A 16,475-nucleotide genomic window follows, 5' to 3' on the forward strand; every position below is an offset into this window, starting at 1 on the left:
CTAGATGGCGGGCGCCGCCGCAATGCTGCCGCGCAGGATCAACCGGCTATCCAGCGTGACCAGCGGCGGCAGCGCGCCGCCGCGCGCCTGTTCCAGCAACATATAGGCGGCGCGCTCGCCCATCGCGCGCGCGGGCTGGGCGATGGTGGTCAGGGGCGGAATGGTATGCGCGCCGACCGCCGATCCGTCAAACCCCACGACCGAGACATCCTCCGGCACCCGCAGCCCAAGGCGCGCGGCCGCGCCGATAAAGGCGATGGCGGCATCATCCGAGCTGCCCAAAATGGCGGTGGGACGGCCCTGCGGCGCCATGGCGGCAAAGCGCTCTGCCGCGATGGCGCCCGCTTGCAGCCCCATCAGGAAACTATCGCCCGCCTCGACCCGTGTGACCGCGCGGGCGTCCAGCCCTGCCTCGCGCAGCGCGTCCAGCACGCCGCCAAAGCGCTGGTATTCGTGGTAGTTGCCGGGCGGCGCGGCGATATACATAAAGCGGCGATGACCCAGATCCAGCAATTGCTGCACTGCCGCCGCCATCGCGGCGCGGTCGTTGGTCACCACGCTTGGCACGCCTTGATCCGATACATCTTGCAAGATCCCGACCAGTGGCAGACCTGCTGCGGTCAGGCTGCGCGCCCCCTGTGCCGGCAGGAACGAGGCCAGCGTCAGCGCCCCCGCAATCGTACCGCCATAGGCCAGGTCCAGAATATGCCGCTCGACCGCTTCGCTGCGATCAAGGTTGGCGACCATCAGATTGAATCCTTCGGCGGTCAGTGCGGCGGCGACGCCCTCTAGCACGGCGGGAACGATTTGCGATGCGCCCCCCATCAGCGGCCCCGGCAACACGATCATCATCATGCGCGAGCTGCCCCGGCGCAGGTTCTGCGCAACGGCATTGGGCGTATAGCCGATCTGCGCCGCCGCGGCCATAATCCGGTCCCGGGTCTTTTTGCTGACCCGATCCGGCTGTGTCAGCGCCCGGCTGACGGTCGAGATGGCGACCCCCGCCAGCTCGGCCACATCGCGCATCAGAACGGTGCCGGTCTCGGCACCGCTTTCAAGGGTCGACTGTGGGTGATCTTGATCCATCACGGCCTCATGCGCACAGAAATTAGGCAAATAAATGCCCGATCCTTGGCGGGGCACCGACCGGAACAATCTTATGTAACGCAATGATTGCGTGCTTGGCAAACGTTTGCGTAAGAATGGCAAACGTTTGCCAATATAGATTCGGCGCAGATGCCGGTCTCTTACGCGAAAGGTGCCCGATGCAGCGGCTGAACTTTGGTGTCGATCTGATCACGTTCTTTCACCCCGGTTTTTGGGGCGTATCGACCCATGATGACATCCTGACATTGGCCGAGGCTGACCCGACCGCCTTTTGGACAAAGCTGCTGGATGCCGCGCAGGCCGCTGGCGTCACCGGGATCGAGCTGACCTTTGCCCCCCTGTCGTGGGAGGGTGCGATCCGCGCCTTTGGCACCCGCGAGGCCTTTCAACACGAGGTGCAATCGCGCGGCCTGCAAATCTGCAGCGGCTTTTTCGCCGAGATGGAGCCCGCCGGCGATATCACCGACCCCGCGGTCGAGGCACATCTGACCGCCCGCGCCGAAAGCTATGCCCAATTCCTTGCCGCCTGCGGTGCCGATATCATGGTGGTTGGCCTGCCCCTGCGCGCCAGTCCCGAAACTCGCTCCGCGCAGTTCTTTGATCTGGCGCAGGCGGATAAGATCGCAGGCTTTCTCAACCGCCTCGGGGCCGCCATCTCGCAATATGGCGTCAGGCTTGCCCTGCATACCGAGGCGCATTCCCTGTTCGCCGCGCCCCGCGATGTCGATCTGATGCTGCTGCTGACCGATCCGGCCTATGTCCATCTGTGCCCCGATACCGCGCATATCATTCTGGCGGGCGGCGATCCGGTCCAATTGGTCGACCGCCACCACGACCGCATGATCATCGCCCATTGGAAAGACGCCCTTGGCCCGATGCCGCGCGATACGGTGATCGACCAGCATATCCACGATGCGCACCGCCCGTGGTTCTGCCCGCTGGGCACCGGCCGCGTCGATTGGCCCGCCTGGGCGCGTCTGCTGCAGCGGCGCGACTTCCGGGGTTGGGCGATTTTGGAGCTCGACGCCTCGGCCAATCCCGTCGCCGATATCGCGCAGGGCCTGACATTGGTGCGCCAATCGCTTTTGCCGACCCTTTCATAAGTAAAAACCGCCCCGAACGGGCAGCCCAACAGGAGAGACGAATGAAAACCAATACACTGCTGATCGCCGCATCCGCACTGGCCCTGTCGGCCAGCCTCGCGCGTGCACAGGACCTGCCGGCCGAGGTCTTTACCTCGTGGACATCGGGCGGCGAGGCCCTTGCGGTCGAGGCGATCCGCACCGAATTCGAAGCGCGCGGCGGCACATGGGAAACCGCCTCGATCGCCGGTTTTGAAAACGCGAATGCAGCGTTCCAGAACCGAGTCATCGCGGGCGATCCGCCCACCGTGCGCCAGTCGGTGCTGGGCTTGGACGCGGCCGAGCTGGTCGAATCCGGTCTGGCCAATAGCCTGCAATCCGTCGCCGATGCGCAGAACTGGGCGGGCGTCATGGCGCCGTCGGTGCTCGATTCGATCTCGTATAATGGGGAAATTTTCCTCGCCCCCGTCGGCATCCACGGCGAAAGCTGGATGTTCTATTCGATGCCGGTGTTCGAAGCGAACGGCATTACCGCCGCGCCAACCACATGGGACGAATTCTTTGCCGCGATGGACACGCTGCAAGCCGCTGGCATCACGCCGATCGCCTGGGGCGGCCAAGCCTGGCAAGAGGCCAAGGTTTTCAACATGGTGCTGCTGTCGCAAGTCGGCAACGAAGACTTCCTGAAAATCTTCCAAGAGGGCGACGAGGCGGTTCTGACCTCGGACGCCATCGTCACTGCGCTGGAGATCTTTGGCCGCCTGCGTGATTATGTGGATGCGGGCGCGGCGGGCCGCAACTGGAATGATGCGACCAATATGGTCATTCAGGGCCAGGCGGGCGTGCAGTTCATGGGCGATTGGGCCAAGGGCGAATTCGCCAATGCGGGCCTGATTGCAGGTCAGGATTACGGCTGCGCGCTGGCGCCGGCCTCGACCGGTATGCTGTTCGTCGCGGACGGCTTCTTGATGATGAAGACCGGCGATGCGGCGCAGGACGCGGCCCAACTGCTGATGGCCGAGGTCGCCACCGACCCTGCTGTGCAGGTTGCTTTCGCGCAGGCCAAAGGCTCGATCCCCGTGCGCACCGATGTCGATACCTCGGCGCTGGATGTCTGCGCACAGCAGGCGATGACGATGATGAACGACGGCCTGTTCGTGCCCGAACATGCGATCACCGTCACCCCCGATATGGTCGGCCAATTCACGGATTTTGTTGGCGAATATTTCGCTGACCCGTCCTATGACGCGGCATCCGCGGCCGAGGACCTTGCGGATATCTTCCGCCGTTAATCAACCCCGGCCCGCCGCGCAACTGCACGGCGGGCCGCCCTGTTTTCCAAAGGATCGGCGATGCGATTTGGCAAATGGCGCCTTCGCGCTGCGCAATTGGCGCTTTCACCGACGTGGCTGACGGTCATCGTGGTCTATCTGGGCACGATGGCATGGACGGTCGCGCTCTCGTTCACCAATTCGCGGCTATTGCCCAGCTGGGACTGGGCGGGTTTTGCGCAGTACCAACGGCTGTTCGACACGTCGAAATGGAACCTCGCGCTGCAAAATCTGGTGATTTTCGGCGTGCTTTACGTGTTTGGCTGCCTTGTGCTGGGGTTCTTGCTGGCCGCAGCGCTGGATCGTCGCGTCCGGTTTGAAAGCGCCTTTCGCACGCTGTTCCTGTATCCCTATGCCATGTCCTTTGTGGTCACGGGCCTGATCTGGCAGTGGCTGATGAACCCGACGCTGGGCATTCAGCCGACGTTCCAAGGCATGGGCTGGGAAAACTTCCGCTTTGACTGGGTGACAAACCGCACGATGGCGATCTATGCCGTGGTGCTGGCGGGTATCTGGCAAGGTTCGGGCCTTGTGATGGTGCTGGCGCTGGCCGGTATGCGCGGGATTGACGCCGAGCAATGGCGCGCCGCCCGTATCGACGGCATCCCCGTGTGGCGTGTCTATCTGTCGATCATCCTGCCGCAGCTTGGCCCGGCGATGGCCGCGGCCGCCACATTGCTGTCGATGGGGGTGATCAAAACCTATGATCTGGTGATCGCGCTGACCAAGGGGGGCCCCGGCTCCTCGACCGAAGTGCCCGCCAAATTCATCATGGATAATATGTTCCAGCGCCAGAACCTTGGCCTTGCCACCGCAGCGGCGGTCGTTCTGCTGCTGTCCGTGGTACTGGTCGTCGCGCCGTTCCGCTATGCCGCCTATATCACCGCCAAACGCCGCGCAGGTCAGCTATGAGCCCTATCCAAAGCGGCCCCGCCCCGCGCAAAATCACCATTGGTCGCATCGGCCTTTACCTGTTCCTCATCTCGATGGTGGCGTTTTTCGCACTGCCGTTGTTCGTGATGCTGATCACCTCGCTGAAAACGGACGAGGAAATCCGCCTTGCCCGCATCTTTGCCCTGCCCGCCAGCCTGAACTTTTCAGCTTGGGCCACGGCATGGTCGGGGGCCTGCGCGGGCACCATCTGTAACGGCGTGCAGGCGGGCTTTTGGAACTCGATCCAGATCACCGTGCCTGCGGTTGCGATTTCGGTCATGCTGGGCGCGCTGAACGGCTATGCCCTGTCCTTTTGGCAACCAAAGGGCGGCAAGATCCTGTTCGCGCTGCTGATGGCGGGGGCGCTCGTGCCCTATCAGATCTTTCTTTACCCGATGGTGCGGGCGCTGGCTTCGGTCTCGCTGTATAACAGCCTGCCGGGCATCGTGCTGGTGCATGTGCTGTTCGGCCTGCCGCTGGTGACGCTGCTGTTTCGCAACTATTTCATCACCCTGCCGGTCGAGCTGTTCAAAGCCGCCCGGATCGACGGCGCGGGCTTTTGGCGCATCTTTTTCGAGATCATGCTGCCGATGTCCGTCCCGATGGTGGTGGTGGCCGCGATGCTGCAATTCACCGGCATCTGGAACGACTTCCTGCTGGGCCTTGTGTTCGCCGGCCCCGACAATCTGCCCATGACGGTGCAGTTGAACAATATCGTCAATACGACCACCGGCTCGCGCGCCTATAACGTCGATATGGCTGCGACCATGCTGACGGCGCTGGTGCCGCTGTCGATTTATTTCCTCTCCGGTCGCTGGTTCGTGCGTGGAATCGCCGCCGGTGCAGTCAAGGGATAGACCATGACCCCCATTACCCCTTCGGCCGTCTCGGTGCAGGATCTGCAAATCCGCTACGGCAATGCCACCGTCATCAACGGCCTGAACCTTGAAATCGCGCCGCGCGAATTTCTGGTGCTGCTTGGGCCATCGGGCTGCGGAAAATCGACGCTGCTGAACGCCATTGCGGGGCTGAACGATGTCGCGGGCGGCCAGATCCATATCTCGGGCAAGAATGTCACCTGGGCTGAACCCAAGGATCGCGGCATCGGTATGGTGTTCCAATCCTATGCCCTTTACCCGCGCATGAGCGTCGAAAAGAACCTGACCTTTGGCCTGCGCGTTGCAGGCATGGCCAAGGACGAGATCGCCCGCCGCCTCGAACATGCCTCGAAGCTGCTGCACCTCGACCAGCTCTTGCACCGCAAACCCGCCGAGCTATCGGGCGGCCAGCGTCAGCGCGTCGCCATCGGCCGCGCGCTGGTGCGCGAGGTGGATGTGTTCTTGTTCGACGAGCCGCTGTCGAATTTGGACGCCAAACTGCGTAACGAGCTGCGGATCGAGATCAAAAAGCTGCACCAATCGCTGGGCAACACCATGATCTATGTCACCCACGACCAGACCGAGGCGATGACCTTGGCTGATCGGATCGCCATCATGCGCGACGGCGTGATCCAGCAGCTTGCCACCCCGGCCGAGGTCTATCACCGCCCCGCCAACCTGTTCGTTGCGGGCTTTATCGGTGCGCCCGCGATGAATTTCATCAGCGGCCAGATCACCGCGGATGGCCAGTTCACCAGCGGCGCGCTGTCGGTGCCACTTCGCCGCAGCTTGCCCGCAGGTCCCGCGACATTGGGCATCCGCCCCGAACATATTACCCCCGGTGGCACAACGCTGTCCGGCACGGTGACGGTGGTCGAGCCGATGGGCGCCGATACGGTCGTCTGGTTCGATTGCGCCGGTCAGCAAATGTCGCTGCGTGTGATGGGCGATAGCGATTTGCAGCCCGGCCAAACCATCGGCGCCACTTTCGACACCGCCCATGCCTCGCTGTTCGATGCGCAGGGCGACCGGCTTTAAGCCAGAATTAGGACGTATCATGACCAACGCAACTTACGACGTCATCGTCGTTGGCTCGGGCGCGGCGGGCTCGTTCGCCGCCCGGGAATTGACCGCACAGGGGCTGAAAACCCTGATCCTCGAGGCAGGCCCCGCGATCGGTGCCAAGGACTTTGATCCGGCCAAGAAATCGCCGGTGTCCGATATCAATATCTGGGAACGCGCCCGCGCCACATTGCGCGGTCAGGGCGTGCAGGCCCGCGCCGCGTTTTTCGCGCAGCGCGTGGCGCATTTCTTTGTCAACGACCGCAAGAACCCCTACACCACCCCCAAAGACGCGCCCTTCCTGTGGATACGTGGCCGCCAAACGGGTGGCCGTTTGCACAGTTTTGGCCGCGTGTTGCTGCGCTGGACGGATGACGATTTCCGCACCCAGACCCGCACCGGCAAGGGCAAGGACTGGCCGATTTCCTACGCGGATCTGGCCCCCTATTACACCGAGGTCGAGGAAACCCTTGGCCTTTATGGCCGCACCGAGGGGATCGAGACCTTTCCCGATGGCAGTTACGCGCATCAGGCGCAATATTCCCCCCCCGAGGAGGATTTCAAAGCCACGGTCGAGCGCAAATTCCCCGGTCGCCGTGTGACGACATGGCGCTATATCGCGCCTGAACGGATGCCAAAACAGCTGCAAACCGCGCTGGACAGCGGATTGTTGACAGTTGTCAACAATGCGGTGGTTGCGCGCGTCGTGACCGATCCCGCCACAGGTTTGGCCAGCGGTGTCGAATATATCGACGCCGCCACAAAGGCCCGCCAGCATGTCAGCGCCAAGGCGGTTGTCCTGTGCGCCTCGGCCATTGAAAGCGTGCGGCTGCTGCTGAATTCTTCCAATGCGCAGCATCCGAACGGGCTGGGCAACAGCTCGGGCACGCTGGGGCGGTATTTCATGGATCAACTGCCCTGCCTTGCGGTGGGCGAGGTTCCCGCCGCCACCGGCACGTTCAAGGATACGGCGGCGCCTGCGGATGAATTCTACAACCCCTCGGGCGGGATCTTTATTCCGCGCTTTGACCACAGCGCAAAGCCGCGCGGCGATTATTGCTTTCAGGGGTCGATTGGTCGCTATGGCACCGACGGCAAGCCCGCCCGCATGTCGTTCTTTGGCTTTGGCATGATGCAACCCAGCGCCGATAACCGCATCACGCTGGACCGGGCAAAGCGCGATGCATGGGGCATTCCCGTGGCGCATATTCGCTGCGTCATGGGCGATGAGGATCGCAAGAACCTGCGCGGCCAGATCGATGCGCTGCAAGAGACGGTCGAGGGTGCGGGCGGCGCGTTCGAATTCATCGGCTCGCCGCTGGGTCTGCAGGAATTCGGCAAGGGCGCCTACCCCGAGGCTGATCCCTTTAGCCGCATGGTGTTCCGCCAGTGGTTTGGCCGCACGATGATCATGGGCGCTGCGATCCATGAAACGGGCGGTGCGCGCATGGGCGACAGCGCTGCGGATTCGGTGCTGAATGCGCATAACCAGTCGTGGGATGTGCCCAATCTGTATGTCACCGACGCCTCGGCCTTTGTCAGCAGCGGTGTCACCGGCACGACGCTGACGCTGATGGCGCTGACCGTGCGGGCCTGTCGCCATCTGGCCGCCTCACTGCGCAGCTAAACCCTAACCCCGCCTTGCCGCGTCGATGGCCGCAACATCTATCTTTTGCATGGTCATCATCGCGGCAAAGGCGCGGGCGGCTTCCTCGCCGCCTGCCATCATCGCCTCGGTCAGGGTGCGGGGGGTGATCTGCCACGAGACGCCCCACCTGTCCTTGCACCAGCCGCATTCACTTTCCTGCCCGCCATTGCCGACAATGGCGTTCCAATACAGGTCGGTTTCGGCCTGATCCTCGGTCAGGATCTGGAACGAGAACGCCTCGTCCTGTTTGAACACCGGGCCGCCGTTCAGGCCCATGCAGGGCACGCCCATGACGGTGAAATTCACCACCAGCACCTCGCCCTTTTTGCCGGATGGATTGTCGCCCGGCGCGCGCTGGACGCTGTCCACCGTGGTGTCCGGAAAGACAGAGGCATAGAAATTGGCCGCCGCTTCGGCATCCTTGTCGAACCAGAGGCAGATGGTGTTTTTGGCGATAGACATGTTCTTCCTCGCGCTAAACTGCAAAATGGGCCGGATATAGCGCCATTATAGCAGATTTTCACCCGTCAGGATATGGCCCGCACTCGGCGCAGCTTTGGCCCATCCGGCGGCGGCAGCCCCGCATGAAAGCGCAGCTCTGGCAGGCGCGCTTGCAGACGTGCGGCCGATTGGTTCAGGGCGGCGCTGACCTGCTGTGTGGCACCGCGCATATCGCCCGTGTCCAGCCAGATCTCTAGCAGGTGGCTGCCGGTCTGGCGGGCGCGGTAATCGCGCACTTGGACCTGCGCGGTTGCGACAGCCTGCCGGATCACATCGGATGGCACCATGCGCCGCCCCCCCTGCCCTTCCCAGAACAGCATGTCATCGCAGCGCCCCTCGATCCGTGCGATCCGTGTGGTGGCGCAGCCACAGGCGCAAGGCGCGGGATCGGGCACCAGCACATCATCCAGGGCATAGCGCAGGATCGGCAGGCTTTCGCGCGTGAAATCGGTGATGATGGGGGAAAAGGCCCCGGTTGCGGCGTCCAGCACTTTGCGATCGAAATGCACGAAGCGTTCGTTCAAGTGCAGGCTGCCATGCGGGCAGGTATAGGCCAGCACCCCTTCGGTGCATTGATAGACCTGATCGGGGGCGCGCCTGAATGCGGTGGTGATCAGGGCGGCATCCTCGGGGGACAGCACCTCGGCGACGGATATGATGCGCTGGGGCGCGATGTTCAAATCGCCTCTGATCTGCGCCAGCGCAAGGTGGCGCAGCACCTGCGCGGGGGCGATCAGCACGGTGGGATGGGTCTGGGCAAGGCGCGGTAAGTGATCGGTAACCCCCGCCAGCAGATCGAAAAATGCGAACCGCACCAAGGGGTTGTTCAGGCTTTCATAAAGCGCGTTATTCGCGCGCAGAAAGAAGGCGATGCGCTGGCGCGCCAGCAGTGGACGCGGCCAGAACCGCCCGCACATGACAGCGGCCCATAGGCGGCGCTCATATGGGCTGGTCAGGAACAGCCCGCGCTGCCCCGAAGTGCCGGTCGACAGGCCCACCGCCACATCGCCGATCAGGGGCGAGAAGTCGCGGCTTTCCTCGGCGCGGCGGGCGGTCTCGAGTGCCTGATCAAGGCTGATGCCGCGCGTGTTGATCGTGCAGAAATCCGCCATCAACGCGGGCTTGCTCATCAGCGGCCATTCATCCATCGGGCGGTCGGCGAAGGGGGCATAGAACGGCGCGCGCGGCATGATATCGCGCCGCAGCCGCGCGAGCCCGCGCGCCTGATGCGCCTCAACCGCGGCGCGCGTGCGGAACCCCCTGCCCCAGCGGATCGCGGCAAAGGCGGCGGCGGGCGTCATCCAAAGGCCTCGGTGCAATGCGACGGCCACATCCGCACATCGGGTCGCGCGGCCATGATGGTACGCAACGCATTGAACGTGTGCATATATTCATCCGCATCGCCCAGTTGCGCCAACACCAGCCACGGCGGAGGCATGTTGTCGCGCAGGGCGGCGCGGCTCCACGCCGCATCGGCGATCAGGAAGTCGCGGCTGGCGGGGATGAACACACCGAATTGCCCATCGCCATGTCCCGGCAGCGGCACCGCCAGCAGGCTGCCATCGCCCATAATATCGTAAAACGGCCCCGCAAGCGCGCCAAACCCCGCCGGGGTCGGCACGGTTGCGCTATCCTCGATAAACCGGGGCGAGAGTTTCAGCAGGCGGCGGCGCAGCAGCTCGGGGCAGCCACGGCGCAAAGTGGCAATCGGCCCGCCTTTGGCCATCGCCACCCATGCCGCGCGCGAGGTCAGCACCGGCGCCATCACGGGCAAATCGAACAGACCCGCGACGTGGTCGGCATGCAGATGCGACAGGATCACCAGCGCGGGCGGCACATCGATCTGGCTGCACAGCTCCTCGGTCACGGGCAGCACGGCGGGGGTGGTGGCGCGATACAGCATTTCCGGAAAACACCGCGTCGATTGCCAGAACGCAACGCCATATCCGGTGTCGAACAGGATATCCCCTTGATCCGGATGGCGGATCAGCGCGGCCCCAGCGGGGAATTCCATTGGCATCAGCCCCGCATCACGGCGGCTGGCCAAGGCGGGCGCGCGGCAAAAGCCAACGCGCATAGGCACCAGATCAAGCGACATAATCGCGCATCCCCTCAGTCAGTTCCACGCGCGGCACATAGCCAAGAGCGGCCCGTGCGGCGCTGATATCCAGCGTTAAACTTTTACCCAGCGAGGCCACCGCCTGCCGCGTCAGGATCGGCTCGACCTGCGGCAAAAACAGGTGGTGAAACCCCTCGAGCACCCCCGCAACCCCCATCGCGACGCCATAAGGCAGCGCGATCCGGCGCGGGTTTAGCCCCATCAAACGCGCCGCAACATCAACAAGTTCCGTGAAAGTATAGGCGACACCCGACGTCACGTTGAACACGCGGCCACCGATACCATCCGCGCGGCCCGCCAGAATTTGCGCCCGCGCCGCGTCGCTGACATGGGTCAGGTCGATCTGTGCCTGCCCGCCGTCGATCATCGGCACCCTGCCCCGCCGCATGGCCGCCAGCAGGCGCGGCAGCAGTGACCGGTCGCCGCGTCCGTAAATCCCGCGCGGGCGCAGCGCGACGCAGGGCATGGCGGCGCTATTTGCGGCCAGCACCTGCGCCTCGGCCTCGGCCTTGGACGCCGCATAGAGGCTGGCGAAAATGGCGGGCAGCGGCGCGTCCTCGGCCAGATCAAAGCGGTCGGTGCCATCGGCATAGATGCTGGGGGACGAGGTGAAAACGAACCGCCCCACCCCTGCCGCGCGCGCGGCGTGCAAAAGTTGGGTCGTCGCGGTGACATTGGTGGCGCGAAAGGCGGCCTCGGTGCCCCAGGCGGATGACAGCGCGGCGCAATGATGCACCACGTCGATGCCCTGCAGCGGGGGCGGCCCCTGGGTCAGATCGCCCACGATGAACTGCGCGCCCGCCGCCGCCAGCCCTGCACCGAACTGCGCATTGCGCCCCAGCGCCACGACCTGATCGCCCTCGGCCAGCAATTGCAGCGCAATCTCATGCCCAAGGCAGCCCGTCGCGCCGGTGACCAGAACCCGCGCCATCAGTAACGCACCACCATGCCGCCAATCGACAGACCCGCCGATGTGCCGATCAGCAGCGCCAGATCGCCGCGCTGTAGCCTTCCTGCCGCAACCGCATGATGCAGCGCATTCGGGATCGAGCTGGCGATCTGGTTGCCGCATTCAGTATAGGTGCGCACGACCTTTTCCGCAGGCAGGCCAAGGCGCGCGAGGCCATGATCCAGTGCGCCGCCGCTGGCCTGATGCGGAATAATGCAGGCGATATCAGACATTTCAACACCGGCGCTGTCCAGCAGCCGTGCCGTGAACCGTGGCAGGCGGCGCGCGGCATGGCGCCAGGCCTGCGGGCCGTCCATCTGGAAATAAAGGGCGCTGGCCTGTGCCGCGGGGGGCAGGCTGGCATATCCGGTGCCGCCGCCCGCAAGGACGCAGGCCCCCCTGCCCTCTCCGTAAGTCTCCATGCGGCTGGCCAAAATGCCCGCCTCGCCTATGCCCAGCACGACCGCCGCCGCGCCATCGCCAAAGATGCAGGCGGTGTCGGGCACATTCCAATCAAGGCCGACCGAGGCGATATCCGATGCAAAGACCAGCACATGCCGCGCGCGCCCCATTGCGATATACATCGCCGCCACATCCATCGCCTGCACGAACCCCAAACAGGTCGCATTCACATCAAAGGCCGCGATGCCCGAACGGCCCAGTCCAAGGCGATCCTGCACCAGCACGGCGGTCGAGGGGATGGCCTGCTCCATCACGCCGCAGCCGCCGATGATCAGATCGAGGTCGCTGGCCTCACGCCCTGCGGCTTGCAGCGCATCCCGCGCCGCTGCGGCGGCCATTTCGGATGTGCTTTCGCCCGCCCCCGCCACATGGCGGCTGGTCAGGCCGAATCGTGCGGCGACCGTGCCCTCGGGCCAGTTCAGACGCTGGTCGATCTGCGCCGAAGTCACTTTGTTTTGCGGCAGATAGCGCCCTGTTCCCAAAATGCGAAAGCCGTTTAGCCCCGCCCCGGTGGTCGTCATATCCAACATGCAGCACCTTTATGAACACTGTTCGCAAACACTTGACCAAAGCCGCGATCTTCGTCAAGAGTAAATAAACACCGTTCAATAGGAGCGCATATGCCACGCCCCCGCCGCCAATCCCGCGAAGCGCTGCAAGCCACGATCCTTGCCGCCGCGCGTCACATTCTGGCGCAAGACGGGATTGCTGGCCTGTCGGCCCGCGCGATCGCCCGCGATATCGGCTATACGCCCGCCTCGATCTATACCGTGTTCGATTCCATGTCGGATCTGCTGATCGAGGTGAACCGCGACACGATTGCGCAACTGGCAAAGATGCTGGCACATCACGGCACCGCCGAGGCGCCCGAGGCTGGCCTGCGCGCCATGCTGCTGGGATACATCGCTTTTATGCGTGAAAACCGGGCGTTGTGGTACGCGTTTTTTGGCGGCCTGCGCGAGCGCGAGGAATTTCCGCCGTGGTTCACCGACAGTATCAGCAGTCTGATGGAAAGCATCGCGGCGATGCTGCGCGCCTATGCGCCGGCGTTGGATGACGCCACCGCGCTGCGGCATGCGGAACAGATCTATGCCGCGATCCATGGTGCGATTGCGCTGGATATCGACCGGCGGCTGGATCTGGTCACACGCCAAAGCGCCGAGGATCTGGCGCTGGCGGCGCTGGATGCGATGCTGGCGCGGCTTGGCGCGTGATGCGTCAGACCTTTATTCTGGGGTCCGCCCGCTGCGGCTCAACACTGGTGTCGCGGATGCTGGCGCTGCATCCGCAGGTCCTCAGCCTGTCCGAGGTTTTTGCCACCGCTGGCCCGGCCGCTTTCCCGCACGGCCAGATCAGCGGCGCGCGGTTCTGGCGCGGGCTATCCACGCCGACGCGCGTTGGCAGCATGGTCGGCAATCCGCGCGTGGCACCGCAGGAATTCCTGTACCAAGGCGGCGCCTATGATCCCTATAACTGCCCGCCGCTGCTGCAAATCACATTGCCGCAGCTGACGGATGATCCCGATGCGCTGTTTCAGCGCCTTGGCCGCGATGTGCCGCGCTATTCGCGTGCCGATATTGGCACGCATTACACGCGGCTGTTTGGCGATCTGGCGCGCGGCTTTGATCGCACGGCTTGGGTTGAACGCTCTGGCGGGTCGTTGCTGGCGGCGGGCACCTTGCGCGCGATGTTCCCGCAGGTCCGCTTTGTGCTGCTGGCGCGCGATGGCGTCGATACGGTGCTGTCGATGGCGGATTATCCGGCGACGCGCTTGGCGGTTTTCATGTGGCGGTGGCTGCAGCATCTTGGCCTCGATCTGATGCATCCCAGCGGTCATTACGGACGCGGACGGATTTGGCCGCTGGTGCAGGCGATGGGTGGGGCTTTCCCGTTGCAGCGCATTTTGGATACGCCGCCAGATCCGGTTGATGTCGCGGCGTTCTGGTCGCAAATGATGGTGCGCGGCACAAGCGCCGTGCAAGATCTGCCGCAGGACCGGGTCATGGTCCTGAGATATGAGGCGCTGCTGGATGCGCCGGACGGCCCGCTTGCGCAGCTTGGCACGTTCATCGCAGGCGGTGCGCCCGCAGGCTGGCGCGCAGAGGCCGCGCATCTGATACGGCGCGGCGGATCAAAGCGGGACGCGCTGGCGCCCGAGACCCTTGCAAAAATCAAAGCCGCCTGCGCGGATGGCGAGGCGGCTTTGGCAAATTTCAGGCAAAGTTGACAGCTGTCAACTTTTCATCGCGGCCTGCCATTTCTTGTGCAGCAGGGGCAATTCATCCGCGAGCCATTCGGCGAAATCGCCCTGCGGCATGGTCAGGACAAGGCTGCGACCGGGGCGGGTCAGCGTGGCGAGTTTGCGGCCCTCGGCACTGATGATCGGCGGTTCTTCAGCGTTCTTTTTCTCTTTCTGCGGCACCAGATTCAGGGCACGGCTGGTCAGATAGGACAGCACGGCCTCGAACCGTTCTTCGGAGACATCGGTTTGGCAGAACAGCAGCGGTTCCTCCTCGGGCATGCCCGCGGCGATGGCCTTTTCATAGAGGTCCGCCACATAGAGCCAGCGGTCGCGGCCGATGCTTGTGGCGGGGCCGATGACGCGGATCACTTCGTTCGGAATGCGCTCGGCCACTGAAAGCATCCGCGAAATCAGCGTCTTATCAATAGACAGCGCATCGCAGATCAGCTTGCGGGAAAAGCCGGCCTGTTGCATCTGCAGCGCGAAATTCGCCTTTTCGATAAAGGACAACTCGCGCCGCGCGGTGTTTTCCTGACCCTGGGCCATGATCAAACCGCTGTCGTCCAGCTCGCGCACCAGCGCCTTGACCGGCAGGCCAAGATCGCGCATCGCCAGCACGCGGCGGCGGCCGTAGACGATCTGATAGCGGCCGGGACGGTCGGGATGCGGGCGCACCAGAATGGGCACCTGTTGGCCGTATTCGCGCAAGGATTCCAGCAGCGCGGCGTCATCGGCATTGCTGAAGCCCAGCCGATCCTGAAAGCCGCCCGCGTCAATTTCGAATGGGTCGATGTCCAGCATGGCGCGGGATTTCAGATCGGCGATGGATCGCGAGACCGCACCAATCGCACCCGCGCTGGAACGGGGGCGGGCGATCTCGGGGGCCGCGGCGGGGGGTTCTGCCTTGGGGGTCATCAGACCTTCGAGGATGTTTTTACGTGCCATCAGCGCGGCTCCTTGCGGCCCCATGCGGCCTGAATAAGGTCTTCGATCTCGCCATTGACGGCGTTCAGACTTTCCATCGCGCGTTCATAGGTGGCGCGGGTGAATTCGCTTTTCTCGACCTCGTATAGGGTCTGTTTCGTCAGGCCCGCGTCTGAAATTGCGGTGGATTTCAACGCGGTATGGTTCAAAACGTGATCGCCAAACAGGCTGCGCATAAAGCCGACCATCTGGTTTTGTGGCCCGTCGCCGGGCTCGTATCGCGTCACCAGATAGCGTAGCCAGTCGTAATTCATATTGCCGCCCGCATCCGCGACCACGCCCAAAAGGTTGGATGTCATCAGCAGGAATTGGCACATGCTCATCAGATCAAGCATTTGCGGATGAACCGTGACCAGCACGGCCGTTGCGCTGGACAGCGCGGCCATGGTTAGAAAGCCAAGCTGCGGCGGGCAGTCGATGATGACCAGATCGTAATCGGCCTCGACGGTGGCAATCGCCTCGGCAATGCGAGTGAAGAACAGGTTCTCGGTGTTGTTTTCCGACAGGGCGCGGGGGGTGTCGTGTTCGAACTCCATCAGTTCGAGGTTGCCCGGCACGATGTCGAGATTGGTGAAATAGCTGGGCCGGATCAGCGCGCGCAGCGGCACGGGATTATCATAGCGGATGGCGTCATATAATGTGCCGCCGTCTTGCAGATCGAATTCGGGCTGAAAGCCGTGCAGCGCAGAGAAAGACGCCTGCGGGTCAAGGTCGATGCCAAGGACGCGATAGCCGTCCAGCGCGCATTTCTGCGCCAGATGCGCGGCGGTCGTGGTCTTGCCCGAGCCGCCTTTGAAATTGATGACGGTGATGACCTGCAAATGGTCGCGGCTGCCATCCGCATGGCTGCGCCGGCCGGGCAAGTAAGAGCCGGGCGTCTTGGCCCCAGCCTCGAGGAATTCGCGCAAGGCCATGATATCGGCCGAGGAATACATGCGGCGGCCATTCGCCGTCGTCTCGGGCTGCGGGCCGCGACCGTCCAGCGACAGGCGGCGCAAGTAAGCATCCTTGACGCCCAAAAGCTGCGCCACTTCGCCCGATGAAAAGCTGCGCAGGTGTTTTGACGCGTTGGGGGGAAAAAGCTGGGCGCGATGTTCCATCAGGCGCTGCGACAGCAAGGCGGCATGGGCGCCGACAAGCTGGTCAATGCGCGCACGCATAGGGGTTTGATCTGTCA

The 16,475-nt window shown here is 63.7% G+C and carries 16 protein-coding genes; 8 read left to right on the forward strand and 8 right to left on the reverse strand.

Going from position 1 to position 16,475, the window contains the following annotated elements:
- The gene (locus tag KVU_RS14760) at positions 1-1,086 is read right to left on the reverse strand and encodes a LacI family DNA-binding transcriptional regulator (protein WP_013368562.1); all 1,086 of its coding nucleotides are present in this window, start codon (positions 1,084-1,086) and stop codon (positions 1-3) included.
- Positions 1,087-1,265: 179 nt separating this feature from the next.
- Here KVU_RS14760 and KVU_RS14765 point away from each other — a divergent pair, with 179 nt between their 5' ends.
- From KVU_RS14765 to KVU_RS14790, 6 genes are read left to right on the forward strand one after another with little or no spacing between them, the layout of a single operon-like run.
- Positions 1,266-2,210 (forward strand): sugar phosphate isomerase/epimerase family protein, encoded by a 945-nt coding sequence (locus KVU_RS14765; protein WP_013368563.1) that lies wholly within the window; start codon positions 1,266-1,268, stop codon positions 2,208-2,210.
- A gap of 41 nt (positions 2,211-2,251) precedes the next feature.
- Positions 2,252-3,481: an ABC transporter substrate-binding protein gene (locus KVU_RS14770; RefSeq protein WP_013368564.1), complete on the forward strand. Its 1,230-nt coding sequence runs from the start codon at positions 2,252-2,254 to the stop codon at positions 3,479-3,481.
- Positions 3,482-3,541: 60 nt separating this feature from the next.
- Positions 3,542-4,432 carry a carbohydrate ABC transporter permease gene (locus tag KVU_RS14775; protein ID WP_014538277.1) on the forward strand — a complete coding sequence of 297 codons (891 nt, stop codon included), beginning with the start codon at positions 3,542-3,544 and terminating at the stop codon, positions 4,430-4,432.
- Positions 4,429-5,310, forward strand: coding sequence for a carbohydrate ABC transporter permease (locus KVU_RS14780; protein WP_013368566.1), 882 nt, complete (start codon positions 4,429-4,431; stop codon positions 5,308-5,310). The genes KVU_RS14775 and KVU_RS14780 overlap by 4 nt, the downstream gene beginning before the upstream one ends.
- 3 nt (positions 5,311-5,313) lie before the next feature.
- Complete coding sequence (locus KVU_RS14785; protein ID WP_013368567.1) at positions 5,314-6,369, forward strand: ABC transporter ATP-binding protein; 1,056 nt, start codon at positions 5,314-5,316, stop codon at positions 6,367-6,369.
- A gap of 19 nt (positions 6,370-6,388) precedes the next feature.
- Positions 6,389-8,020: a GMC oxidoreductase gene (locus KVU_RS14790; protein ID WP_013368568.1), complete on the forward strand. Its 1,632-nt coding sequence runs from the start codon at positions 6,389-6,391 to the stop codon at positions 8,018-8,020.
- A 3-nt stretch (positions 8,021-8,023) separates the two neighbouring features.
- On the opposite strand, the gene KVU_RS14795 is transcribed toward KVU_RS14790, so the two are convergent.
- The 5 genes from KVU_RS14795 to KVU_RS14815 all read right to left on the reverse strand — a co-directional run bounded on the left by KVU_RS14795 (position 8,024) and on the right by KVU_RS14815 (position 12,602).
- On the reverse strand, positions 8,024-8,503 hold the full coding sequence (locus KVU_RS14795) for a VOC family protein (RefSeq protein ID WP_013368569.1): 480 nt from the start codon (positions 8,501-8,503) through the stop codon (positions 8,024-8,026).
- Positions 8,504-8,568: 65 nt separating this feature from the next.
- Positions 8,569-9,843 (reverse strand): F390 synthetase-related protein, encoded by a 1,275-nt coding sequence (locus tag KVU_RS14800; RefSeq protein WP_013368570.1) that lies wholly within the window; start codon positions 9,841-9,843, stop codon positions 8,569-8,571.
- Positions 9,840-10,640 carry an MBL fold metallo-hydrolase gene (locus KVU_RS14805; RefSeq protein ID WP_013368571.1) on the reverse strand — a complete coding sequence of 267 codons (801 nt, stop codon included), beginning with the start codon at positions 10,638-10,640 and terminating at the stop codon, positions 9,840-9,842. The genes KVU_RS14800 and KVU_RS14805 overlap by 4 nt, the downstream gene beginning before the upstream one ends.
- Entirely contained in the window at positions 10,630-11,592 is a 963-nt protein-coding gene (locus KVU_RS14810; protein ID WP_013368572.1) for an NAD-dependent epimerase/dehydratase family protein, read from the reverse strand. Before KVU_RS14810 ends, KVU_RS14805 begins: the two co-directional genes overlap by 11 nt.
- Entirely contained in the window at positions 11,592-12,602 is a 1,011-nt protein-coding gene (locus tag KVU_RS14815) for a 3-oxoacyl-[acyl-carrier-protein] synthase III C-terminal domain-containing protein (RefSeq protein ID WP_013368573.1), read from the reverse strand. Before KVU_RS14815 ends, KVU_RS14810 begins: the two co-directional genes overlap by 1 nt.
- Positions 12,603-12,692: 90 nt before the next feature.
- On the opposite strand from KVU_RS14815, the gene KVU_RS14820 reads away from it, so the two are divergent.
- Together KVU_RS14820 and KVU_RS14825 are read left to right on the forward strand one after the other, a co-directional pair.
- Positions 12,693-13,286 carry a TetR/AcrR family transcriptional regulator gene (locus tag KVU_RS14820; protein ID WP_013368574.1) on the forward strand — a complete coding sequence of 198 codons (594 nt, stop codon included), beginning with the start codon at positions 12,693-12,695 and terminating at the stop codon, positions 13,284-13,286.
- Entirely contained in the window at positions 13,286-14,299 is a 1,014-nt protein-coding gene (locus KVU_RS14825) for a sulfotransferase family protein (protein WP_013368575.1), read from the forward strand. Before KVU_RS14820 ends, KVU_RS14825 begins: the two co-directional genes overlap by 1 nt.
- 6 nt (positions 14,300-14,305) lie before the next feature.
- Here KVU_RS14825 and repB read toward each other — a convergent pair whose 3' ends face one another.
- Positions 14,306-15,259: a plasmid partitioning protein RepB gene (gene repB, locus KVU_RS14830; RefSeq protein WP_014538279.1), complete on the reverse strand. Its 954-nt coding sequence runs from the start codon at positions 15,257-15,259 to the stop codon at positions 14,306-14,308.
- On the reverse strand, positions 15,259-16,458 hold the full coding sequence (repA, locus tag KVU_RS14835) for a plasmid partitioning protein RepA (RefSeq protein WP_014538280.1): 1,200 nt from the start codon (positions 16,456-16,458) through the stop codon (positions 15,259-15,261). Before repA ends, repB begins: the two co-directional genes overlap by 1 nt.
- Positions 16,459-16,475: the final 17 nt, after the last annotated feature.

Source organism: Ketogulonicigenium vulgare WSH-001, from assembly GCF_000223375.1.
GTDB classification, from domain to species: Bacteria; Pseudomonadota; Alphaproteobacteria; order Rhodobacterales; family Rhodobacteraceae; genus Ketogulonicigenium; species Ketogulonicigenium vulgare.

Excerpts from the sequence above, each read along its gene's own strand:
- KVU_RS14760 (WP_013368562.1), bottom strand. The coding sequence starts at position 1,086 with ATGGATCAAGATCACCCACAGTCGACCCTTGAAAGCGGTGCCGAGACC.
- KVU_RS14765 (WP_013368563.1), top strand. The coding sequence starts at position 1,266 with ATGCAGCGGCTGAACTTTGGTGTCGATCTGATCACGTTCTTTCACCCC.
- KVU_RS14770 (WP_013368564.1), top strand. The coding sequence starts at position 2,252 with ATGAAAACCAATACACTGCTGATCGCCGCATCCGCACTGGCCCTGTCG.
- KVU_RS14775 (WP_014538277.1), top strand. The coding sequence starts at position 3,542 with ATGCGATTTGGCAAATGGCGCCTTCGCGCTGCGCAATTGGCGCTTTCA.
- KVU_RS14780 (WP_013368566.1), top strand. The coding sequence starts at position 4,429 with ATGAGCCCTATCCAAAGCGGCCCCGCCCCGCGCAAAATCACCATTGGT.
- KVU_RS14785 (WP_013368567.1), top strand. The coding sequence starts at position 5,314 with ATGACCCCCATTACCCCTTCGGCCGTCTCGGTGCAGGATCTGCAAATC.
- KVU_RS14790 (WP_013368568.1), top strand. The coding sequence starts at position 6,389 with ATGACCAACGCAACTTACGACGTCATCGTCGTTGGCTCGGGCGCGGCG.
- KVU_RS14795 (WP_013368569.1), bottom strand. The coding sequence starts at position 8,503 with ATGTCTATCGCCAAAAACACCATCTGCCTCTGGTTCGACAAGGATGCC.
- KVU_RS14800 (WP_013368570.1), bottom strand. The coding sequence starts at position 9,843 with ATGACGCCCGCCGCCGCCTTTGCCGCGATCCGCTGGGGCAGGGGGTTC.
- KVU_RS14805 (WP_013368571.1), bottom strand. The coding sequence starts at position 10,640 with ATGTCGCTTGATCTGGTGCCTATGCGCGTTGGCTTTTGCCGCGCGCCC.
- KVU_RS14810 (WP_013368572.1), bottom strand. The coding sequence starts at position 11,592 with ATGGCGCGGGTTCTGGTCACCGGCGCGACGGGCTGCCTTGGGCATGAG.
- KVU_RS14815 (WP_013368573.1), bottom strand. The coding sequence starts at position 12,602 with ATGTTGGATATGACGACCACCGGGGCGGGGCTAAACGGCTTTCGCATT.
- KVU_RS14820 (WP_013368574.1), top strand. The coding sequence starts at position 12,693 with ATGCCACGCCCCCGCCGCCAATCCCGCGAAGCGCTGCAAGCCACGATC.
- KVU_RS14825 (WP_013368575.1), top strand. The coding sequence starts at position 13,286 with ATGCGTCAGACCTTTATTCTGGGGTCCGCCCGCTGCGGCTCAACACTG.
- repB (WP_014538279.1), bottom strand. The coding sequence starts at position 15,259 with ATGGCACGTAAAAACATCCTCGAAGGTCTGATGACCCCCAAGGCAGAA.
- repA (WP_014538280.1), bottom strand. The coding sequence starts at position 16,458 with ATGCGTGCGCGCATTGACCAGCTTGTCGGCGCCCATGCCGCCTTGCTG.